Origin of the sequence: Shewanella sp. CAL98-MNA-CIBAN-0140 (genome assembly GCF_040309905.1) — a bacterium.
In the GTDB taxonomy this organism is placed as follows: Bacteria; Pseudomonadota; Gammaproteobacteria; order Enterobacterales; family Shewanellaceae; genus Shewanella; species Shewanella psychromarinicola.
Window position 1 is genome coordinate 29,526 of the sequence record NZ_JBEOPI010000023.1, and the last position, 20,741, is coordinate 50,266.

Annotated in this window: 17 protein-coding genes; 11 read left to right on the top strand and 6 right to left on the bottom strand. The window is 41.7% G+C overall.

Annotated features, from left to right (window positions below; all coding sequences use genetic code 11):
* Window positions 1-3: 3 nt before the first annotated feature.
* The gene (gene glyS / locus AAEY93_RS12940) at window positions 4-2,088 is read left to right on the top strand and encodes a glycine--tRNA ligase subunit beta (protein ID WP_124012922.1); all 2,085 of its coding nucleotides are present in this window, start codon (window positions 4-6) and stop codon (window positions 2,086-2,088) included.
* 134 nt (window positions 2,089-2,222) lie between these two features.
* On the opposite strand, the gene AAEY93_RS12945 is transcribed toward glyS, so the two are convergent.
* The 5 genes from AAEY93_RS12945 to dnaA all read right to left on the bottom strand — a co-directional run bounded on the left by AAEY93_RS12945 (window position 2,223) and on the right by dnaA (window position 9,500).
* On the bottom strand, window positions 2,223-3,275 hold the full coding sequence (locus tag AAEY93_RS12945; RefSeq protein WP_351077427.1) for an HDOD domain-containing protein: 1,053 nt from the start codon (window positions 3,273-3,275) through the stop codon (window positions 2,223-2,225).
* Between the two features lie 108 nt (window positions 3,276-3,383).
* Window positions 3,384-5,804, bottom strand: coding sequence for a DNA topoisomerase (ATP-hydrolyzing) subunit B (gyrB, locus tag AAEY93_RS12950; RefSeq protein ID WP_124012920.1), 2,421 nt, complete (start codon window positions 5,802-5,804; stop codon window positions 3,384-3,386).
* 15 nt (window positions 5,805-5,819) lie between these two features.
* Window positions 5,820-6,902 (bottom strand): DNA replication/repair protein RecF, encoded by a 1,083-nt coding sequence (recF, locus tag AAEY93_RS12955; RefSeq protein ID WP_101033451.1) that lies wholly within the window; start codon window positions 6,900-6,902, stop codon window positions 5,820-5,822.
* A 92-nt stretch (window positions 6,903-6,994) separates the two neighbouring features.
* A complete protein-coding gene (gene dnaN, locus AAEY93_RS12960; RefSeq protein ID WP_101033450.1) occupies window positions 6,995-8,095 on the bottom strand; it encodes a DNA polymerase III subunit beta in 1,101 nt (366 codons plus the stop codon).
* A gap of 19 nt (window positions 8,096-8,114) precedes the next feature.
* Complete coding sequence (dnaA, locus tag AAEY93_RS12965; protein ID WP_101033449.1) at window positions 8,115-9,500, bottom strand: chromosomal replication initiator protein DnaA; 1,386 nt, start codon at window positions 9,498-9,500, stop codon at window positions 8,115-8,117.
* A gap of 445 nt (window positions 9,501-9,945) precedes the next feature.
* Between dnaA and rpmH the strand changes: the two genes are divergently transcribed.
* From rpmH to AAEY93_RS12995, 6 genes are all read left to right on the top strand, one after another.
* Window positions 9,946-10,083 carry a 50S ribosomal protein L34 gene (gene rpmH, locus AAEY93_RS12970; RefSeq protein WP_101033448.1) on the top strand — a complete coding sequence of 46 codons (138 nt, stop codon included), beginning with the start codon at window positions 9,946-9,948 and terminating at the stop codon, window positions 10,081-10,083.
* 12 nt (window positions 10,084-10,095) lie between these two features.
* Window positions 10,096-10,452 (top strand): ribonuclease P protein component, encoded by a 357-nt coding sequence (gene rnpA / locus AAEY93_RS12975; protein WP_101033447.1) that lies wholly within the window; start codon window positions 10,096-10,098, stop codon window positions 10,450-10,452.
* The gene (gene yidD / locus AAEY93_RS12980; protein ID WP_101033446.1) at window positions 10,419-10,673 is read left to right on the top strand and encodes a membrane protein insertion efficiency factor YidD; all 255 of its coding nucleotides are present in this window, start codon (window positions 10,419-10,421) and stop codon (window positions 10,671-10,673) included. Before rnpA ends, yidD begins: the two co-directional genes overlap by 34 nt.
* Window positions 10,674-10,676: 3 nt before the next feature.
* On the top strand, window positions 10,677-12,302 hold the full coding sequence (yidC, locus tag AAEY93_RS12985; RefSeq protein ID WP_101033445.1) for a membrane protein insertase YidC: 1,626 nt from the start codon (window positions 10,677-10,679) through the stop codon (window positions 12,300-12,302).
* A gap of 81 nt (window positions 12,303-12,383) precedes the next feature.
* A complete protein-coding gene (mnmE, locus tag AAEY93_RS12990; protein ID WP_124012919.1) occupies window positions 12,384-13,745 on the top strand; it encodes a tRNA uridine-5-carboxymethylaminomethyl(34) synthesis GTPase MnmE in 1,362 nt (453 codons plus the stop codon).
* Between the two features lie 13 nt (window positions 13,746-13,758).
* Window positions 13,759-14,376, top strand: a complete 618-nt coding sequence (locus AAEY93_RS12995; RefSeq protein WP_124012918.1) for a 3'-5' exonuclease — start codon at window positions 13,759-13,761, stop codon at window positions 14,374-14,376.
* Window positions 14,377-14,393: 17 nt separating this feature from the next.
* Here AAEY93_RS12995 and AAEY93_RS13000 read toward each other — a convergent pair whose 3' ends face one another.
* Window positions 14,394-15,269: a LysR substrate-binding domain-containing protein gene (locus tag AAEY93_RS13000; RefSeq protein WP_124012917.1), complete on the bottom strand. Its 876-nt coding sequence runs from the start codon at window positions 15,267-15,269 to the stop codon at window positions 14,394-14,396.
* A gap of 141 nt (window positions 15,270-15,410) precedes the next feature.
* Here AAEY93_RS13000 and AAEY93_RS13005 point away from each other — a divergent pair, with 141 nt between their 5' ends.
* The 4 genes from AAEY93_RS13005 to mnmG all read left to right on the top strand — a co-directional run bounded on the left by AAEY93_RS13005 (window position 15,411) and on the right by mnmG (window position 20,737).
* On the top strand, window positions 15,411-16,541 hold the full coding sequence (locus AAEY93_RS13005; protein ID WP_101033442.1) for an S-(hydroxymethyl)glutathione dehydrogenase/class III alcohol dehydrogenase: 1,131 nt from the start codon (window positions 15,411-15,413) through the stop codon (window positions 16,539-16,541).
* Between the two features lie 74 nt (window positions 16,542-16,615).
* Window positions 16,616-17,461, top strand: coding sequence for an S-formylglutathione hydrolase (gene fghA, locus AAEY93_RS13010; RefSeq protein WP_124012916.1), 846 nt, complete (start codon window positions 16,616-16,618; stop codon window positions 17,459-17,461).
* A gap of 474 nt (window positions 17,462-17,935) precedes the next feature.
* Complete coding sequence (mioC, locus tag AAEY93_RS13015; RefSeq protein WP_351077439.1) at window positions 17,936-18,376, top strand: FMN-binding protein MioC; 441 nt, start codon at window positions 17,936-17,938, stop codon at window positions 18,374-18,376.
* A 471-nt stretch (window positions 18,377-18,847) separates the two neighbouring features.
* Window positions 18,848-20,737: a tRNA uridine-5-carboxymethylaminomethyl(34) synthesis enzyme MnmG gene (mnmG, locus tag AAEY93_RS13020; protein WP_101033439.1), complete on the top strand. Its 1,890-nt coding sequence runs from the start codon at window positions 18,848-18,850 to the stop codon at window positions 20,735-20,737.
* Window positions 20,738-20,741: the final 4 nt, after the last annotated feature.

Genomic DNA, 20,741 nt, shown 5'->3' on the forward strand with positions numbered 1-20,741 from the left:
CGAATGAATTTTGAAAACTTACTCATTGAAATTGGTACCGAAGAGTTACCGCCAAAGTCACTGCGCACTTTAGCCGAATCATTTCTAGCAAACTTTACCGATGAATTAACCAAAGCAGATTTACCTTTTGAATCTGCAACTTGGTACGCAGCCCCTCGACGTTTAGCGATTAATGTCATTGGTTTAGCACAAGCTCAAGCCGATAAAGTGATTGAAAAACGTGGACCCGCAGTCAGTTCAGCATTTGATGCAGACGGTAATCCAACTAAAGCAGCACAAGGTTGGGCGCGTGGTAACGGTATTACTGTTGAACAGGCCGAACGTTTAGTGACCGATAAAGGTGAATGGTTAGTTCATCAAGCTAAAGTAGTTGGCGTTGAAACAAAAAGCTTAATTACTGACATGGCACAGCGAGCGTTAGACAAGTTACCTATTCCAAAACGAATGCGTTGGGGTTACAACAAAACGCAGTTTATTCGCCCTGTGCACACAGTGACCATGTTACTAGGTAGCGAAATAGTTTCTGGCGAATTACTTGGGATTAAATCTGACCGCGTAATTCGCGGACATCGCTTTATGGGCCAAGCGAGCTTTGAATTGGATCATGCAGACAACTACCTCGCCGCGCTTAAAGAGCAAGGAAAAGTCCTTGCCGATTATCACCTGCGTAAATCACTGATTAAAGCCGATGCTGAAGCCGCTGCAGCCAAATTAGGCGGCGTTGCCGATATTGAAGACAGCTTATTAGAAGAAGTGGCCTCATTAGTTGAATGGCCAATTGTATTGACGGCCAGTTTTGAAGAAAAGTTTTTAGATGTGCCTTCTGAAGCCTTGGTTTACACCATGAAAGGTGACCAAAAATACTTCCCCGTATTTGATAAAGCAGGCAAGCTACTGCCTAACTTTATTTTTGTTACCAACATCGAATCAAAAGATCCACAACAGATTATATCAGGTAACGAAAAAGTGGTGCGCCCTCGTCTTGCTGATGCAGAGTTTTTCTTTAATACTGATAAGAAACAAAAGCTTGAATCTCGTATTGATAGCTTGGAAACTGTGGTATTTCAAAAACAACTGGGCACATTAAAGGCCCGAGTTGAGCGTATTTCAACGCTAGCTGGTTTCATTGCAACGCAAATGAACGACAATGGTGTAAACACTAATAGTGCTGATGCCAGCCGCGCCGGTTTATTGTCTAAAGCCGATCTTATGACCAATATGGTTATGGAGTTTACCGACACTCAAGGCACTATGGGCATGCATTATGCCCGTTTAGACGGCGAAGAAGAAGCCGTTGCCGTGGCGCTTGAAGAGCAATACAAACCTAAGTTTTCTGGGGATACAGTACCAACAGCAAGCGTATCATGTGCCGTTGCGTTAGCTGAAAAGCTCGATACTTTAGTGGGTATTTTTAGTATTGGCCAAGCTCCAAAAGGGGCGGCTGACCCATTTGCCCTTCGCCGTGCAGCCATTGGTATTTTACGCATTATCGTTGAAAACAAACTGCCACTCGACTTAGTTGAATTAATAGCTAAAGCTCAAGCATTGCACGCAGCTAACGTGACTAATGCCAATAGCGGCGAAGATGTCCTTGAGTTCCTGCTCGCACGTTTCCGTGCTTGGTACCAAGATAAAGGCATTCAAGTCAATGTTATTTTGGCCGTACTTGCTCGTCGCCCTACTCGTCCAGCAGACTTTGACAGCCGTATTAATGCTGTTTCTCACTTCCGTGGTTTAGACGCTTCTACCGCGCTTGCAGCAGCGAATAAACGGGTATCGAATATTCTGGCTAAAGTTGAAGGTAAACTGCCTGAAACCATCAACCAAGCACTATTAACCGAAACAGCAGAAAAAGCCTTAGCCGACAAACTAGCACAACTGCAACCGCAGTTAGCCCCCTTGTTTGCCAATGGCGATTACCAACAAGCATTAACCTTGCTAGCTGACTTACGCGAAAGTGTCGATCTGTTTTTTGAAGATGTGATGGTAATGGCTGATGATGAAGCATTGAAAAATAATCGTTTAGCCTTATTAACCAATCTTCGTGAGCAGTTCTTACACGTTGCAGATATTTCATTACTGCAATAGTTTGCTTCAGCTGCCACTAAAATGAAGTGACAAAGCGCCGAAAGGCGCTTTTTTATGGGCGTTATACTCATTAAGCCTAAACTTGGGGTCATAAATGGTTATAAAACTGCTCCTATTCCCGGACTGAGGTTAATTTAAAATTGCATAAGCTTTTGATGTAATGCAATAAAATCTTCTTCGTTACACTCTACTTGAGCTAACAAAACCGTTAATGCCGGTTTAGGTAATTTATCGACTTGCTTTAGCATTGAGCACTCACTAATAATATTAGCTTTCCAGACTAGCAGTGCCATATCGTCTGTAGGCTTAATATTACTATTGGCAAGGAGAGTTAATGGCGTTTCAAAGTGTTGTGGTAGTTGCCAATAACGGGCTAAAAGCGCACTCAGGGTTAACGACTTTGTGGTCATGACCTGCTTAAATAGCTGTGAGTTAGGCTGATCTCCAGGTTCAGCTTGATAAAAAGCATCTACCAGCATTTTAAAAATAGCAATTTTACCGACATCATGGAGCAAGCCCAAAAGAAAAGCACTGTCACGCTGATCAGGCTTGGCTAACTCGCTGGCCAAGAAAGCCACTTGCATAGAGTGGCGCCAAATTTCAGCGCCGAACCGTCTAAAATAAATAGGTTTTATATCTATCAACTGACGGGCTAAACACGCGGTAATAAATTGCCTTAATTGCTGTCGACCCACTTGAACTAATGCTTGCTGAATACTACTAACATCACTATTCGCTCGTTTGAAAGCGGATGAATTACAAAGTTTAAGGACTTCAACACACAATAATGGATCTTGCTCAATGAGTTTTATTAACGCTTGGGTTTCAATACTGTCATCGGCAAGTTTTTTATCGAGTTCCAGTATTTTACTGGGTAGCTTTAATACGTTTTCTGCAATCGATTGAGGTGAGCTTAATGCCTGTTCAATATTTCGCATCACGCTACGCTCTAAATTATTGGCGATCCCGGTTACTGTCGTTTGTTGGTTTGAAAATAACAAACTATAAAATAAACTAGACAAGTCTAACTGTGATTCAGCGGCTTGATTTACGGTGATCTCAATTGCAGGGACTGGCGCTTTCGGTTTAGTTTGTTGACGTTTCTCTACTGTGGTTATGCCAGTAAATTTGACTTGGTCATTGTGGTCACGAAAATTAAATAAATTTTTAAAAAAACTAATAACCACGATTACAAACCTTATAAGCTGTTGATTAATTGCTATATTGATTATAATAGCAATCAATATAGTAAAAAAATGGGTGCCAAAGGCACCCATTTACACACATAATTTATGTTATACGTCTAAGTTTGCAACATTAAGCGCATTGGTTTCAATAAACTCACGACGCGGCTCAACTTGGTCGCCCATCAAACACGTAAAGAGCTGATCTGCAGCAACTGCATCTTCAATAGTCACACGTAACATACGACGGGATTCCGGATCCATTGTGGTTTCCCATAACTGTTCAGGGTTCATTTCACCCAAACCTTTATAGCGTTGAATATAAAGACCGCGTTTCGCTTCACTAATCGTCCAATCTAGCGCTTCTAAGAAACTTTCAACGTCTTTAACACGTTCGCCACGTTGTACGTAACCGCCTTCTTCAATCATACCGTGTAACGCAGCACCTAATTTAGCCATACGTTGGTAATCCGTTGACGTGAAGAAGTCATGACCAAATAGATAGCTGAAATCAATACCGTGTTTACGGATTGTCACACTAGGAGTGTAAACCTTACGTTCAGGATCAAGCATGACATTCGCAGTGTAGATAATGCCACTATTTTCACGCTCAACTAATGCCGCAATAAAGTCATTGCACCATGTGGTCATTTTCGCTTCGTCATTCAACACATCCGCGGTGACTTCTGGGTGATACAACATACGGTCAAGTAAGTTGGACGGGAAGCGTTTTTCTAGACGCTTAATGATGCGTTCAACTTCACGATACTGCGCCACCAAGCGCTCTAATGGCTCACCAGACATACCAAAAGCACCTTTGCTTGGGTAAATACTTGTACCATCAAGTGCTTGAGTAGTTAAATATTCCGTTAACGCGGGTTCGTCTTTTAAATATTGTTCTTGCTTACCTTTTTTTACTTTAAAGAGCGGTGGTTGAGCAATATAAATATATCCACGTTCGATCAATTCTGGCATTTGACGGAAGAAAAAGGTCAGTAGCAAGGTACGGATGTGTGAACCGTCGACATCAGCATCGGTCATGATAATGATATTGTGATAACGGGTCTTATCAGGGTTATACTCATCACGGCCAATACCACAACCTAATGCCGTGATCAGTGTTGCCACTTCTTGAGACGATAACATTTTGTCAAAACGCGCTTTTTCTACGTTTAAGATTTTACCTTTCAGTGGAAGAATAGCTTGGTTTTTACGATTACGCCCCTGCTTGGCAGATCCGCCAGCAGAGTCCCCTTCCACTATATATATTTCAGAAAGACCAGGGTCTTTCTCTTGGCAATCAGCTAACTTACCAGGCAAACCACCTAAATCTAATGCGCCTTTACGACGAGTCATTTCACGCGCTTTACGAGCCGCTTCGCGCGCCCGTGAAGCGTCAACAATCTTGCCAACAATTAATTTAGCATCTGCTGGGTTTTCTAATAGGTAATCGTTTAACTGCTCACCCATCGTTTGCTCAACAGCGCTTTTCACTTCGCTAGAAACAAGTTTATCTTTCGTTTGCGAGCTAAACTTTGGATCCGGTACTTTAACAGAAATAACCGCAGTTAAGCCTTCGCGCGCATCATCACCGGTGGCGTTGGTTTTACCTTTTTTGTTATAACCTTCACGTTCCATGTAGTTATTCAAGTTACGCGTCAATGCTCCACGGAAACCGGCTAAGTGAGTACCACCATCGCGCTGAGGAATATTATTGGTAAAACAATAAATATTTTCTTGATAACCATCGTTCCACTGCATTGCCACTTCAACGGTAATACCGTCTTCGCGTTCGTGTGCAAAATGGAATACATCTTTGTTAATCGGCGTTTTGTTACGGTTTAAGTAGTCAACAAAGGCTCTAATACCACCTTCATATCTAAAGAACTCATCTTTATTCTCGAGCTCGTCAACTAAACGAATGCCCACACCAGAGTTCAAGAATGAGAGTTCACGTACTCGTTTGGCTAAAATTTCAAAATGGAATTCAAGATTATTAGTAAACGTCTCACTGCTTGGCCAAAAACGGAGTTCGGTGCCGGTTGTCACCGCATCGCCGATTTCTTTGATAGGCGCATCAGGTACACCATGAGTATAAAACTGCTCATAGATTTTACCTGCACGACGAATAGTTAACTGCAGCTTTCGCGATAAAGCATTAACGACCGAAACACCCACACCGTGAAGTCCACCAGAGACTTTGTATGAGTTGTCATCAAACTTACCACCAGCATGAAGTACGGTCATAATCACTTCAGCAGCAGAGATACCCTCTTCCTCATGTATCGAAACAGGAATACCACGACCATCGTCTTTTACTGAGACTGAACCATCGGAATGAATGGTAATGGTGATTTCGCTACAATGGCCTGCTAAAGCTTCATCGATAGAGTTATCAACCACTTCGAATACCATGTGATGAAGACCTGTGCCATCATCAGTATCACCAATGTACATACCAGGTCTCTTACGGACTGCATCAAGGCCTTTTAATACCTTGATACTCGAAGAATCGTAACTATTCTCTGACATATTTATCTCTCGTTGTTATTCAATAACTGTTACCAGCCCTTGTTCCACATGAAACGTCCTGTTTGGAGGGCTAGATAACGAATCGACTATTGTTAGCGGATCAATCGCGGTGACAAATATTTGTGCACCGGTTTCGGTTAACTGCTGAAGCAATAGCTGCCTATGCTGTGCATCCAACTCTGACGGTAAATCGTCAACCAGATAAATACTGTTTTTATCTAGCTGTTGTTTGAGCAACTTTCCCTGTGCAATACGTAGTGCACAGACTAATAATTTTAATTGTCCACGGGACAACGCATCCTGCGCGGGTAAAGTACCCACACGCAAACGTAAGTCTGCTTTATGGGGCCCGCTACCCGTATTACCTGCGGCTAAATCTCTTGAGTATTGGTTTTCAAGTAATTGTGAAAAATCCGTTTTACTGTCCCATCCTCGGGTAAAAGAAACCTTAATATCAATATGAGGTAAAAACACTCCGATTATACCCTTTAGTAGCCCATTTAACGAGTCTACATATTGATTTCGTATATCGGTAACCTGTTCAGCATACCGCACCAACTCCTTATCCCAAAATTGTATTTGGCTATAGGGTGATTGATTTCTAAGTAATTGATTGCGCTGCTTTAATACCTTCCTGGTATTCACCCAAGCTTGATAAAAATACGGGTCGGAATGAAATGCCCCCCAATCGATAAATTGACGGCGAGCTTTAGGTCCCTCGAACAATAAAGAAAAACTTTCTGGAGTAATAACTTGAATGGGCAAAGTATCGGCCAACGTTGATAAACGCTTCACTTTCTCGCCATTGATTTTAACTTCAATCTCACCACTTCGATGGCGACGTAAACCAATTTTATAGTCTCTGTCGGCGTCAATTAACTGGGCAAATAGGGTCAGTTTATCGTCATCATGGTTGATCACCCGTTGCGATAAGTGGCTGCGAAATGAGCGGCCCATACCCAAAAAGTAAATGGCTTCAAGAATACTGGTTTTGCCACTGCCATTTTGACCGTAAATCAAATTTAAGCCATCACAAGGCTGTAATGACGCAGAGGTAATGTTACGAAATGAACCAATGGTAAGACGCGATAAACTCATGTAGACCTATTTGTGATAACCAGAATAAATAATCCTATATAGACAAAGAAGGTGCCTTACAGCACCTTAATAAACAATCAGACGATAACCCGTTAAAGACGCATAGGCATCACCACATACATAGAATCTTCTTCTTTGTGGTTCTCAATCAAAGCACTCGAATTACCATCAATTAAGGTAATACGCACTTCATCGCTGGCTAAGTTATTTAACACATCAAGTAGATAGCTGACGTTAAAACCAATTTCTAAATTATCAGAGTCATAATCAACATCAATGATTTCTTCAGCTTCTTCTTGCTCTGGGTTATTAGCAGTAATTTTCAATAACCCAGGTTCAAGCTGAATACGAACCCCACGGAATTTTTCATTCGACAAAATAGAGGCGCGGGTTAATGCTTGTTTTAGCTGATTTCGGCTGGCAATGACCACTTTAGTGCCACCCTTAGGTAACACTCTACGATAATCAGGGAAGCGACCATCAACGAGCTTACTGGTAAACACAGCGGAGGTAGTCACGGCCCGAATGGCATTATCACCAATCGCAATGGTAATGTCCTGATCGTCACTGTCGAGCAAGCGTGCCATTTCAACCACCCCTTTGCGAGGCACAATCACTTGTTTTTCAGGTAATGAGATATCTAACGTGCGATGACTTAGCGCTAAACGGTGTCCGTCTGTGGCTATAGCACGTAAAACATTACCTTCGGTTTCAAATAACAAACCGTTAAGGTAATAACGCACATCTTGGTTAGCCATTGAGAACTGAGTTGAATCGATAATCGACTTCAACACGCCTTGCTTTAAGCTAAATTCGATATCTGCTTGGAATTCTTCAACGTTGGGGTAATCTTCAGCAGGCAATGTTGCCAATGAAAAACGGCTACGACCGGAACGCAATAACCATTTATTATCTTGCTGTTCGACTTTTAATTCACTTTGCTCTGGTAATGACTTAACAATATCCAGCAATTTTTTGGCTGGAACGGTGGTACGACCGATATCAATATCACCATGAATTGCCACTTGGCCCACTAACTCAACTTCTAAATCAGTGCCCGTTAGCTTAAGTGAGGACTCACTAACTTCAACTAATAAGTTGGCTAAAATAGGTAAATTGTGTCTGCGTTCTACCGCGCCACACACTAGCTGCAACGGTTTTAACAGGGCGTCCCTATCAATTGAAAATTTCATCGTGTCTACAATCCCTGAATTAAGAAGACAAAGTTCTAATCAAGTTAGCATAATCTTCTTTAATGTCATGACTCTCTTCGCGCAGTTGGGCGATTTTACGACAAGCATGCAATACTGTCGTATGGTCACGACCACCAAAAGCATCACCAATTTCCGGTAAACTTTGGTTAGTAAGTTCTTTAGATAGCGCCATCGCCACTTGTCTAGGCCTTGCCACACTGCGAGAACGGCGTTTAGACAGCATATCTGCCATTTTTATTTTATAGTACTCAGCAACAGTCTTCTGAATATTATCTATAGTGACTAATTTTTCTTGCAGTGCCAAGAGATCTCTTAATGCTTCGCGCACAAAGTCGATGGTGATAGGACGTCCAGTGAAGTTAGCATTAGCAATCACACGGTTTAGTGCACCTTCTAATTCACGTACATTTGAACGTAAACGCTTGGCAATAAAGAAAGCCACTTCATCGGGTAAATTAATGCCATTCTCTTGTGCTTTACGCATTAAAATCGCCACGCGGGTTTCTAACTCCGGCGGTTCAATCGCTACGGTTAACCCCCAACCAAAACGTGATTTTAAGCGATCTTCTACCCCGTCGATCTCTTTAGGATAACGATCAGAGGTTAAAATAATTTGATGATTACCTTCTAGTAAAGCATTGAAGGTATGAAAAAATTCTTCTTGTGAACGATCTTTATTGGCAAAAAATTGAATATCATCAATAAATAACGCGTCTACGCTGCGGTAATAACGTTTAAATTCTTCAATGGCGTTATTTTGTAAGGCCTTAACCATGTCCTGTACAAAACGCTCAGAATGCATATATACCACTTTAGCATTAGGATTGTTTTTAATAATGCCATTGGCCACAGCATGCAGTAAATGGGTTTTACCTAAACCGGTTCCGCCATATAAAAATAACGGATTATAAGCACCACCAGGATTTTCAGATACTTGCAATGCCGCAGCTTTACCTAATTGGTTCGATTTACCTTCAACAAAATTATCAAACTGATATGTTGGGTTAATATTACTGCGGTGGTTGGGATTGATAATCGGTTCGGCCTGGGTATTAAAAGACGTCGTTCCCACTTGGGCTTTCGTTTGACGATTCACAGGCTTAGCAGCTACAGGCGCTGGCGCAACTTGGCGTGCAGAAGGACGGCTACCAATATCAAAACGTAACTTGGGTGCATTACCGCCCATTTGTTCAGTAAAAAATTGATTAATGATATTGATGTATTTATCGCGTACCCAATCCAGCACAAAACGATTTGGCGCATACAAAACCAATGTATCACCATCCATTTCAGCCTGTAACGGACGGATCCACATACTGAACTGCTGCGCTGATAACTCGTCTTGCAGTCTGCCGATACATTGTTGCCAAAGTGAAACCGCCACTTATTTATCCCCAAATATCTTTAAACAAAGGAGATGTATTCTATAGTGAGATCACTATGATCGCTATCCTTAAAAGCAGATTTATCCCCAGCGTGATCATTCTATGTATAAATCGATGATCATCAAAGATCGAAAACGATCGATTAATTGTGAATTTCAAGCAAATCCAGCTTTATTAACCGATCCACCTTGATCTATAATAGCGATTCTTTGATCTACTGAAACAATGAAAGATCCACAAGATATAGTGTCTGTACACAGACTTATCCACATCTTATGGTGCTTAATCGTTAGTAGCTTCAAATAAAGATTGGCATAAATTTATTATATAAGTACTTTCGTTATTGACGACAGTACTTAAAGTGATTACAATTCTGCCTCTTTTTTACCCTTAACTCTAATTTTGGAGATAAGGAAAATTCACTAACAAAGACGGATTGCCATAATGAGTAAACGTACTTTTCAACCTAGCAACCTGAAGCGCAAGCGTTCTCACGGCTTCCGCGCTCGTATGGCTACTGTAGGTGGCCGTAAGGTACTTGCACGTCGTCGTGCGAAAGGTCGCACTCGTTTATCTGCATAAGTAGATAACCAGGTGACTAGCTATACCTTTTCGCGGGAGTTACGTTTGTTAACTCCCGCGCAATTTAAATCTGTATTCTCCAATCCAATCAAAGCATCCTCTGCTGAAATAACTCTGCTCGCAATTCCAAATTCAGAGCAACATCCTCGTTTAGGGTTAACCGTTGCAAAACGTTTTGTTAAACGTGCAAACCAACGTAATCGTATCAAACGTGTGATAAGAGATAGTTTTCGTTTACATCAACACGACATCCCAGATATAGATATCGTTGTATTAGTCAGAAATGGCGTGATGGAAATGGAAAATGCAGAACTACACAAATTAGTAGAAAAGCTATGGCGCAAACTCAGTCGCCGTTACAATGGCTAGCAACTACGGTTATCCGTGGTTACCAAATTATTATCAGCCCTTTATTGGGACCGCGTTGTCGGTTTAATCCAACTTGTTCTTATTACGCTATAGAAGCAATAAAAACACATGGAACACTAAAAGGTAGTTGGTTTGCAATAAAACGCATATTAAAATGTCACCCTTTACATGCAGGCGGTAGTGATCCCGTCCCCCCTAAAAATGACAGGTGTAATAAATAGGCTATGGAATCTCAACGCAATATATTGCTAATCGGTCTGCTGTTTGTCAGCTTTTTAATGTGGCAACAATGGCAAACAGATAAAGCACCACAACCGGCAGCAGCACAAACTGTTAGCCAAACTAACGCCGCCCCACAACACAGTGATGACGTTCCAGAAGCAGATGTTATTGGGGTACAAGAAGAATTACCTGCAACTAAAAACCTTATTAGCGTTAAAACCGATAAGCTTGTTATTAAAATAAGCCCTATTGGTGGTGACATTGTTTATGCCGCATTAGTGGAACATAAACGCGAAATAGACAGTAACGACCCTTTCGTTATTTTAGATCAGCAAAATGATTTCACTTATATAGCTCAAAGTGGCCTTATTGGTCGTGATGGTATTGATAGTAGTGCTAATGGTCGTGCAACTTATAATGTTCAAGCCAGTTCATATTTTTTAGCTGAAGACAAAGACACATTAACAGTGCCATTTACTTTTACAGCAGACAACGGTGTCACCTACGTAAAAACCTTTACGTTTACCCGTGGTCAGTATGATGTCGGCGTAGATTACACTATCAACAACACCTCAACGGCACCGTTACAAGTGCAAATGTATGGTCAAATTAAGCAAACGATTAAAGAATCAGAAAGCAGCATGATTATGCCGACTTATCGTGGTGGTGCTTTCTCGTCTGAAGATACTCGTTATGAGAAATATAATTTTGACGATATGGCTGATAAGAATCTTGCTAAAGTCACATTAGGTGGTTGGGCAGCAATGCTACAACATTACTTTGTGTCAGCTTGGGTTCCGCCAGCAATAGATTCAAACACCATTTTCTCAAGAGTCTCTGGTGGTCTAGCCAATATAGGTTTTCGCGGCGCGGTATATGATATTGCACCAGGCGTCACACAAGATATTAGCTCACAGTTTTATGTCGGCCCTAAAAATCAAAAAGCGCTTTCAGCTATTTCTGAAACCTTAAACTTGGTTGTTGATTACGGTTTCTTATGGTGGTTAGCCATTCCAATCCATTGGTTATTGATGTTCTATCAATCATTTGTGGGTAACTGGGGTGTAGCAATTATTTTGATTACCCTAACGGTACGTGGTGGCTTATATCCCCTGACCAAGAAGCAATACACTTCGATGGCCAAAATGCGTAATCTGCAGCCAAAAATGACTGAGATGAAAGAACGCTTTGGCGATGACCGTCAGAAGATGGGTCAAGCGATGATGGAGCTGTACAAGAAAGAGAAAGTAAACCCTATGGGAGGTTGCTTACCTATTTTGTTACAGATGCCAATCTTTATCGCGCTTTACTGGGTGCTGCTAGAAAGCTATGAATTACGCCATGCGCCATTCATGCTATGGATTAACGACTTATCGGTACAAGATCCATACTACGTCTTGCCATTATTAATGGGCTTGTCGATGTTTTTAATGCAGAAAATGCAACCGGTTGCGCCAACGATGGATCCTATGCAAGTAAAAATGATGCAGTGGATGCCCGTTATCTTTACCGTCTTCTTCTTATGGTTCCCAGCAGGTCTAGTACTTTACTGGTTAGTAGGTAACTTAGTTGCCATTACTCAGCAGAAGATTATTTATGCCGGCCTTGAGAAAAATGGCATAAAATAAGCCTAAGCTCAATGTTGTATAACTGATTAAAAAGGCGGCTGATTAGCCGCCTTTTCCTTTATCAATTTTATAGGTACTACCGTGACAACAGACACTATTGTGGCACAAGCGACCGCCCCCGGACGAGGTGGCGTAGGCATCATTCGTATTTCTGGTAACTTAGCCACTAATGTTGCAACCGCCATTATTGGCCATGTGCCAAAAACGCGTTACGCTGAATATTGTGACTTTAACAGTGCTGACAGTAAGGTTATTGACCAAGGTATTGCGCTATTTTTTAAAGGACCCAATTCCTTTACTGGCGAAGATGTACTTGAACTACAAGGTCATGGTGGTCAAATTGTGCTCGACATGCTAATCAAGCGCGTCATGGAAATCGATGGTATTCGCATTGCTAGACCAGGTGAATTCAGCGAACAAGCCTTTATGAACGATAAGCTCGATTTAACTCAGGCAGAAGCCATTGCAGACTTAATCGATGCCACCAGTGAACAGGCTGCGAAAAGTGCATTGTTGTCACTACAAGGTGAATTCTCAAAAGAAGTCTATGAGCTTGTCGACCAAGTCACCAACCTACGTTTATATGTGGAAGCCGCAATTGATTTCCCCGATGACGAAGTCGATTTTTTATCCGATGGTAAAATCGCCAACGCGTTATATAAAATCATCAATAAATTAGACACGGTACAAGCCAGCGCCAAGCAAGGTTCTATTATCCGCGAAGGCATGAAAGTTGTTATTGCCGGTCGCCCAAATGCCGGTAAATCTAGCTTACTGAATGCGTTAGCAGGTAAAGAATCGGCTATTGTAACGGAAGTTGCCGGTACGACTCGCGACGTGCTACGCGAACACATTCACTTAGACGGTATGCCACTTCACATAATAGATACAGCAGGATTACGAGATACGCTCGACACTGTTGAAAAAATTGGTATTGAACGCGCATGGGCCGAAATAGCCGCAGCAGATAGAGTATTGTTTATGGTCGATGGCACCACAACCGATGCCGTGAACCCTCACGAGATTTGGCCAGATTTTATCGACCGCCTACCGGCAAAACTTGGGGTTACAGTCGTACGTAATAAAGCCGATTTAACCGGTGAAACCTTAGACAAAACCGAAGAACAGGGCAATAACGTTTATCGGATATCGGCCAAAACAGGTTTAGGTGTTGATGAGTTAAAGCAACATCTCAAATCATTAATGGGTTACCAAAGTAACTTAGAGGGTGGCTTTATTGCCCGTCGTCGCCATTTAGAAGCACTCGATCTTGCCGCAAGTCACTTACAGCTAGGTAAAGAACAGCTTGAAGTGTATTTAGCCGGTGAATTACTGGCTGAAGAGCTTCGAATGACACAAATAGCCTTATCTGAAATCACCGGTAAATTTACCTCAGATGATTTGCTCGGCAAGATTTTTAGTTCATTTTGTATCGGTAAATAAGTAGACAATATTAATGACAACACTCGCTAACCAAGTTGTGGTGCTCGATTTTGAAACCACAGGTTTATCACCCGATAATGGTGACCGTGCCATTGAAATCGGCGCGGTAAAATTGGTCGATGGTCAAATAGTCGATACCTTTCAGGAACTTATTAATCCTGGTCGGCGAGTCAATAGCTTTATTGAACAATACACAGGTATCAGCAACGACATGCTCAAACATGCCCCAGTGTCAAAGCAAGTAATGGGACAATTTGCCAAATTTATCGATGGATTTAATTTGGTGGCACACAATGCCAGCTTTGATAAGAAGTTTCTCGATGCTGAATTTAGCCAACACAAGCTGAAATATTCAGGGATCTTTTGCTGCTCTTTATTGTTATCTCGCCGCATAAGCCAAGATGCCCCCAATCATAAGCTCGGCACGCTAGTGGATCATCATCAGTTACCTAACGATGGCGTATTTCACCGCGCATTAGCCGACGCCACCATGACAAGTCATTTATGGTTACATCAAATAGAAGTATTGCAGCAACAACTTCCAAAACAACCGATTACCATTGATATGGTCAACAAAATATCCAGTCTTCCTAAAGCTCAAATAGCGCGGTTTTTACGGACTATGAGCTAAATTTATCAGTGATTGAATCACTTTAATGATAACTCTTGCGATAACTTATCGACCAACAATCTCACCTTTGGTGATAAATGACGATTGTGCGGATACAAAGCCCAAATGCCTTCTTTTGGTTGTTGAAAAGGTGCAAGTAATACAACCAATCGCCCCTCAGCAATGGCATCATTGACGTAATATCCCGGTAACTGCACTATACCCAAACCCAAAATTGCCGCATTCAATAAACTCAAGCCGCTACTACATGCCAAAGATCCATGCACTTTTACCGTCTTAGGTTTGCCTTTTTCAACAAAATGCCAATGAGGCTGACTGCCAATTAAGCAGTTATGTTGAGTCAGTTCAGATAAAGCATAAGGTGTACCGTATTTAGCAATATAACTCGGTGCGGCGCACACGTACTGGCGTCTATTGGTTAATCGTTTTGCCATCATGCTGGAATTGAGTAAACGCCCAAGCCTAATAGCTAAATCATAACCACCATCAACCAAATCAAGTTGTTGATTTGTTAATTCGCAAACCACTTCAATGTCAGGATATTGCTGCATAAAATCAATTACTATCGGCATAATAAATTTTTCACCGTAGGTCACTGGCGCGGTAATCCTAATCAAGCCTTGCGGTTTATCTTTTAAACTTGAAATAGCTCGCTCTGCTTCATCAAGACTGTTTAACACTTGACGACAATGCTGATAATAAACCATGCCTTCTTCAGTTAGTGATACCTTACGGGTGGTGCGATAAAATAATTTGGTGTTTAAACGATTTTCCAACTGGCTGATTTGTCGACTCACTTGCGCAGTAGAAATACCCAAACGCTTACCTGCAGCCGTAAAACTGTTGGTTTCGGCCACGGCAACAAATTCAAAAATACCTTCCCACTTCATCATTATTACATTCTCGTAAAAGTCATTTGTAAAACAAGCTAATTATCATTATATGATAAACAAATACAATGGCTAAATACACTACACTGAAGTTATTACGATCAGCCATGTCGACCATGGTAGCTAATGTTAAGGAAATCATTTATGTCAGCACAATTTATTAAGTCAAAAGCCGCAATTGCTTGGGGACCTGGTCAGCCACTATCGGTAGAAGAAGTCGATGTAATGTACCCAAAACCAGGTGAAGTCATGGTACGAATTGTGGCATCAGGCGTTTGTCACACAGATGCATTCACACTTTCAGGCGATGATCCTGAAGGCGTATTCCCAGCGATTCTTGGTCATGAAGGCGGCGGCATTGTTCATATGGTCGGTGACGGTGTCACTAGCGTAAAAGTAGGCGATCATGTTATTCCGCTGTATACCGCTGAATGCGGTGTTTGTAAGTTTTGTACTTCTGGTAAAACCAATCTTTGCAGCGCGGTTCGCGCTACTCAAGGAAAAGGGTTAATGCCAGACGGCACTACACGTTTCTTTAAAGATGGCCAACCTATTTTCCATTATATGGGTTGCTCAACGTTCTCGGAATACACAGTATTACCAGAAATATCGTTAGCAAAAGTGAATCCAACCGCGCCACTTGAAGAAGTGTGTCTTCTCGGTTGTGGTGTTACCACTGGAATGGGCGCTGTTCTAAAGACAGCTAAAGTTCAACAAGGCGATACTGTGGCTATTTTTGGTCTAGGCGGTATTGGTTTATCTGCAATTATTGGTGCCACCATGGCAGGTGCCAGCCGTATTATTGGTATAGATCTTAATGAATCTAAATTTGAATTGGCTAAAAAATTAGGGGCAACCGATTGCATTAACCCTAAAAACTTTGATAAGCCGATTCAAGAAGTGATTGTAGAAATGACCGATGGCGGCGTGGATTTCTCGTTTGAATGTATCGGTAACGTCAATGTGATGCGCAGTGCATTAGAATGTTGTCATAAAGGTTGGGGCGAATCGGTCATTATTGGAGTTGCCGGCGCAGGCCAAGAAATATCAACCCGCCCATTCCAGTTGGTCACGGGTCGTGTATGGCGTGGCAGTGCATTTGGTGGGGTAAAAGGACGCAGCGAGTTACCCGGTATTGTTGAACAATACTTAGCGGGCGAATTCAAACTAGACCACTTTATTACCCACACTATGGGTCTTGAAGATATTAACCATGCGTTTGAGTTAATGCACAAAGGCGAAAGTATTCGCAGTGTAATTCACTTTGCCAAGTAACGCTTAATTCATCATCGCAGGCGCAGTTAAGCATTCAGACTGCTTAACTGCTTGCTGACAAATAAGGACACTTAATGACCATTGAAAGTATCAGCAGTACCAAAGCATTTGGTGGTTGGCATAAACAATATAGTCATCAATCAAGCGCACTTAATTGCACTATGCGCTTTGCCATTTACTTACCGCCACAAGCAGAAAGCCAAAAAGTACCGGTGTTATATTGGTTGTCAGGGCTCACCTGTACTGATGAAAACTTTATGCAAAAAGCGGGCGCACAGCGCATCGCTGCCGAACTAGGAATAGCAATTGTGGCACCCGATACCAGCCCGCGAGGGGAAGGTGTCGCAGATGATAAAGACGGCGCATATGACTTTGGCTTAGGGGCAGGATTTTATCTTAATGCCACAAAACCACCATTTAAGCAGCATTATCAAATGTATGATTATGTAGTGAACGAACTGCCAGCATTGATTGAAGCCCACTTTCCGGTAACAACACAGCGCAGTATCAGTGGCCATTCGATGGGGGGTCATGGTGCATTAACCATCGCCTTAAAAAATCCACAGCGATACCAAAGTGTGTCAGCGTTTAGCCCTGTTTGTCATCCAATAGACTGCCCTTGGGGGATCAAAGCCTTTCGCGGTTATTTGGGGGATGATCAAAAGCAATGGGCTCAATATGACAGTTGTGAGTTAATGAACCATAGTCAACACTTTGTCCCCGCGCTAGTGGACCAAGGCAGCAACGACAATTTTTTAGACGAGCAACTCAAACCACAAGCCTTAGTACAAGTGGCTAAAGCCAAAGGTTATCCGCTTGAGCTAAGAATGCAACCAGGCTATGACCACAGCTATTATTTTATCGCAACGTTTATAGAAGACCATCTGCGTTTTCATGCAAAACACCTAGCACGGTTATAAAGTCTATAAGCAGATAATAAAACGAGCCTAGATAGCTCGTTTTTTATTATTAATCAATATATTAATGATTAATTCCCAACCGAAAATAGCCCCTTGCCGCCCCAAACATATTAGCCACTGCAACATAGGTCATTCCCACGGTACCGCTCATGGCCCTGAAAAACGCCACGCATGAGTATATTATGCTTGGCGCGATCATCAGGATATGGACCTCTAACGACATTAATAGGGTGATCTATGTAGCTAAAGGGGACAAATCGAAAGTAAATAAGCCAGAATAAGTCATCAACCCATAACATCACCCTCTCAGACCCCCATGCAAACTCAGCTATCTGTCGTGTTTCTTCAGCAAGAGTCATTTAAACCGGTTGTTTGATGGTTACATTCAGCCTAATACACGACTGAGGTTAGCCACACAGGGTAATGAAAAATGGGCGTATAATGGACAAATATAATTAATCATTCGGAGTTAAAATGGCAAAAATCGCATTATTAGTAGGCACAACATTAGGGGGTTCAGAGTATGTTGCCGATGAAATGGCAGCTCAACTTGCTGAGTTAAATCACCAAACAGAGGTATTTATAGAGCCAAATATCGATGAATTAGGTGATTTTTCACTGTGGATCATTGTCAGTTCTACTCATGGAGCAGGCGATCTACCTGATAATATCGTTCCTTTTTATAAACAATTAATGATCGAAATACCCGATCTTAGCCATATCCAGTTCGCTTTGTGTGCAATAGGGGACTCAAGCTACGATACTTTCTGCCAAGGACCTGAAATGATCACCGAACTGCTTTTACAAAATGGATCTAAAGCTATTGTGGATAAGATCCAAATCGATGTACAACAAGATCCAATACCGGAAGAACCCGCTCTAGCGTGGTTATTGCAATGGCAACATCTTATCTAAATGTCAGTAAACGCGATCATATCCTGAATAAATAATGATCCATTCACAGATTAGATTACACTTATCCACAATATACTCTTTTTTAGTATAACTTTGTGGATAAGCTATTATTTTTAGCGATCATAACTCTGTACTATTCACGGTCCGATCCGCTCAATGATCACCCTTGTGGATAACCCCCCGATCTGTCCCCATGTTATCTTGAGTTTGATCGCGATCAAATAACAGGTTAGGTTTTGCATTACTATATGATTATAAAGAAAAATAAAAGTTATCAACAGAAAAGTCCGATCCTAATAATAAGTATAATAAAAAGATCTATATAAAGATCTTAAGATCTATTAAGCAAACGCCATCTTGATCAATCAGTGAAAAATGATCGTTCACGTTCAGACAAGCAAGTGCTAAAATGATCCAATCGAAAAAAGGGTAGATTCAAATTTAACTTACTTAGCAATCAAAGGTCAGATAATGCATTTTCATGAACGGTTTGATGTAATTGTTGTTGGTGGTGGTCATGCCGGAACTGAAGCAGCACTTGCAGCGGCAAGAATGGGCTCAAAAACATTATTGTTAACTCATAACATCGACACGCTTGGCCAAATGTCTTGTAATCCAGCTATCGGTGGCATTGGTAAAGGCCATTTAGTGAAAGAAATAGATGCATTGGGTGGGGCAATGGCAACGGCAACAGACTTTGCTGGTATCCAATTTAGAACATTAAATTCAAGCAAAGGGCCAGCAGTTCGTGCAACACGAGCCCAAGCAGACAGAGCGCTGTATCGTCAAAAAATCCAACATATTTTACAAAACCAAGTTAATTTACGTATTTTCCAACAGGCTGTTGATGACCTCGTTGTTGAAAATGATAAAGTTGTTGGTGTAGTAACTCAAATGGGCTTAGCTTTCGAAGCACCTGCAATAGTGCTAACCACGGGCACTTTTTTAAGCGGTAAAATTCACATTGGACTGCAAAATTATAGCGGTGGCAGAGCCGGTGATCCACCCGCGATTGCATTGGCTAATCGCTTACGCGAATTAAATATCCGTGTTGGCCGCTTGAAAACCGGTACACCACCACGCATTGATGCAAACACCATTGATTTTTCACAAATGACCGAACAAAAAGGTGATACACCGTTACCTGTAATGTCATTTACGGGTAATGTCAGCCAGCATCCAAGACAAGTTTCATGTTTTATTACTCATACCAATGAAAATACCCACGAGATAATTCGTGGAGGACTTGATAGAAGTCCGATGTATTCTGGCGTGATAGAAGGTGTTGGGCCACGTTATTGCCCATCTATCGAAGACAAGATCCACCGTTTTGCAGACAAATCGTCACATCAAATATTTATTGAGCCAGAAGGGCTAAGCACCAATGAGATCTACCCAAACGGTATCTCAACCAGCTTACCATTTGATGTACAGCTAAATTTAGTACGTTCGATTAAAGGCATGGAAAACGCTGAAATTATTCGGCCAGGTTATGCCATTGAATATGATTATTTTGATCCACGAGATCTTAAAAACTCATTAGAAACCAAAGCCATTGAAGGACTCTTTTTCGCCGGTCAAATTAACGGCACTACAGGTTACGAAGAAGCCGGAGCACAAGGTTTACTTGCTGGGATGAATGCATCACTGCAAGTTCAAGGCAAAACGGCTTGGTGTCCTCGTCGTGATGAAGCTTACCTTGGCGTACTTGTTGATGATTTATCAACCTTAGGAACCAAAGAACCCTACCGCATGTTTACCAGTCGTGCGGAATACCGTTTATTGCTTCGCGAAGACAATGCCGATTTACGCTTAACAGAAAAAGGCCGTGAACTTGGATTAGTTGATGACAATCGCTGGAAATTATTTATAGAAAAAAGAGAATCGATCGAATTGGAACTTCAGCGTTTACGTAGCCAATGGGTTCATACTAATTCACCTTTATTAGGCGTACTTAATCCAGAATTAAATGCGCCTATTTCTCGTGAAGCATCATTTGAAGATTTACTACGTCGTCCAGAAATGGATTATGCGAAGCTAATGTCATTAGAGGGTTTTGGTCCTGGTCTTGATGATCCGCAAGCGGCTGAGCAAGTACAAATTCAAGTTAAATACTCGGGTTATATTCAGCGTCAGCAAGATGAAATTGATAAAGCTATTCGTCATGAAAACTCGTTATTGCCACTTGATTTGGATTATCAACAAGTACCAGGCCTGTCAAATGAAGTGATCGCAAAACTCAATAACCATAAACCCGATACCGTTGGACAAGCATCAAGGATCCCAGGAATTACACCTGCAGCAATCTCTATTTTGCTAGTGCATTTGAAAAAACGAGGTTTATTGCGCAAAATCGCATAAATGT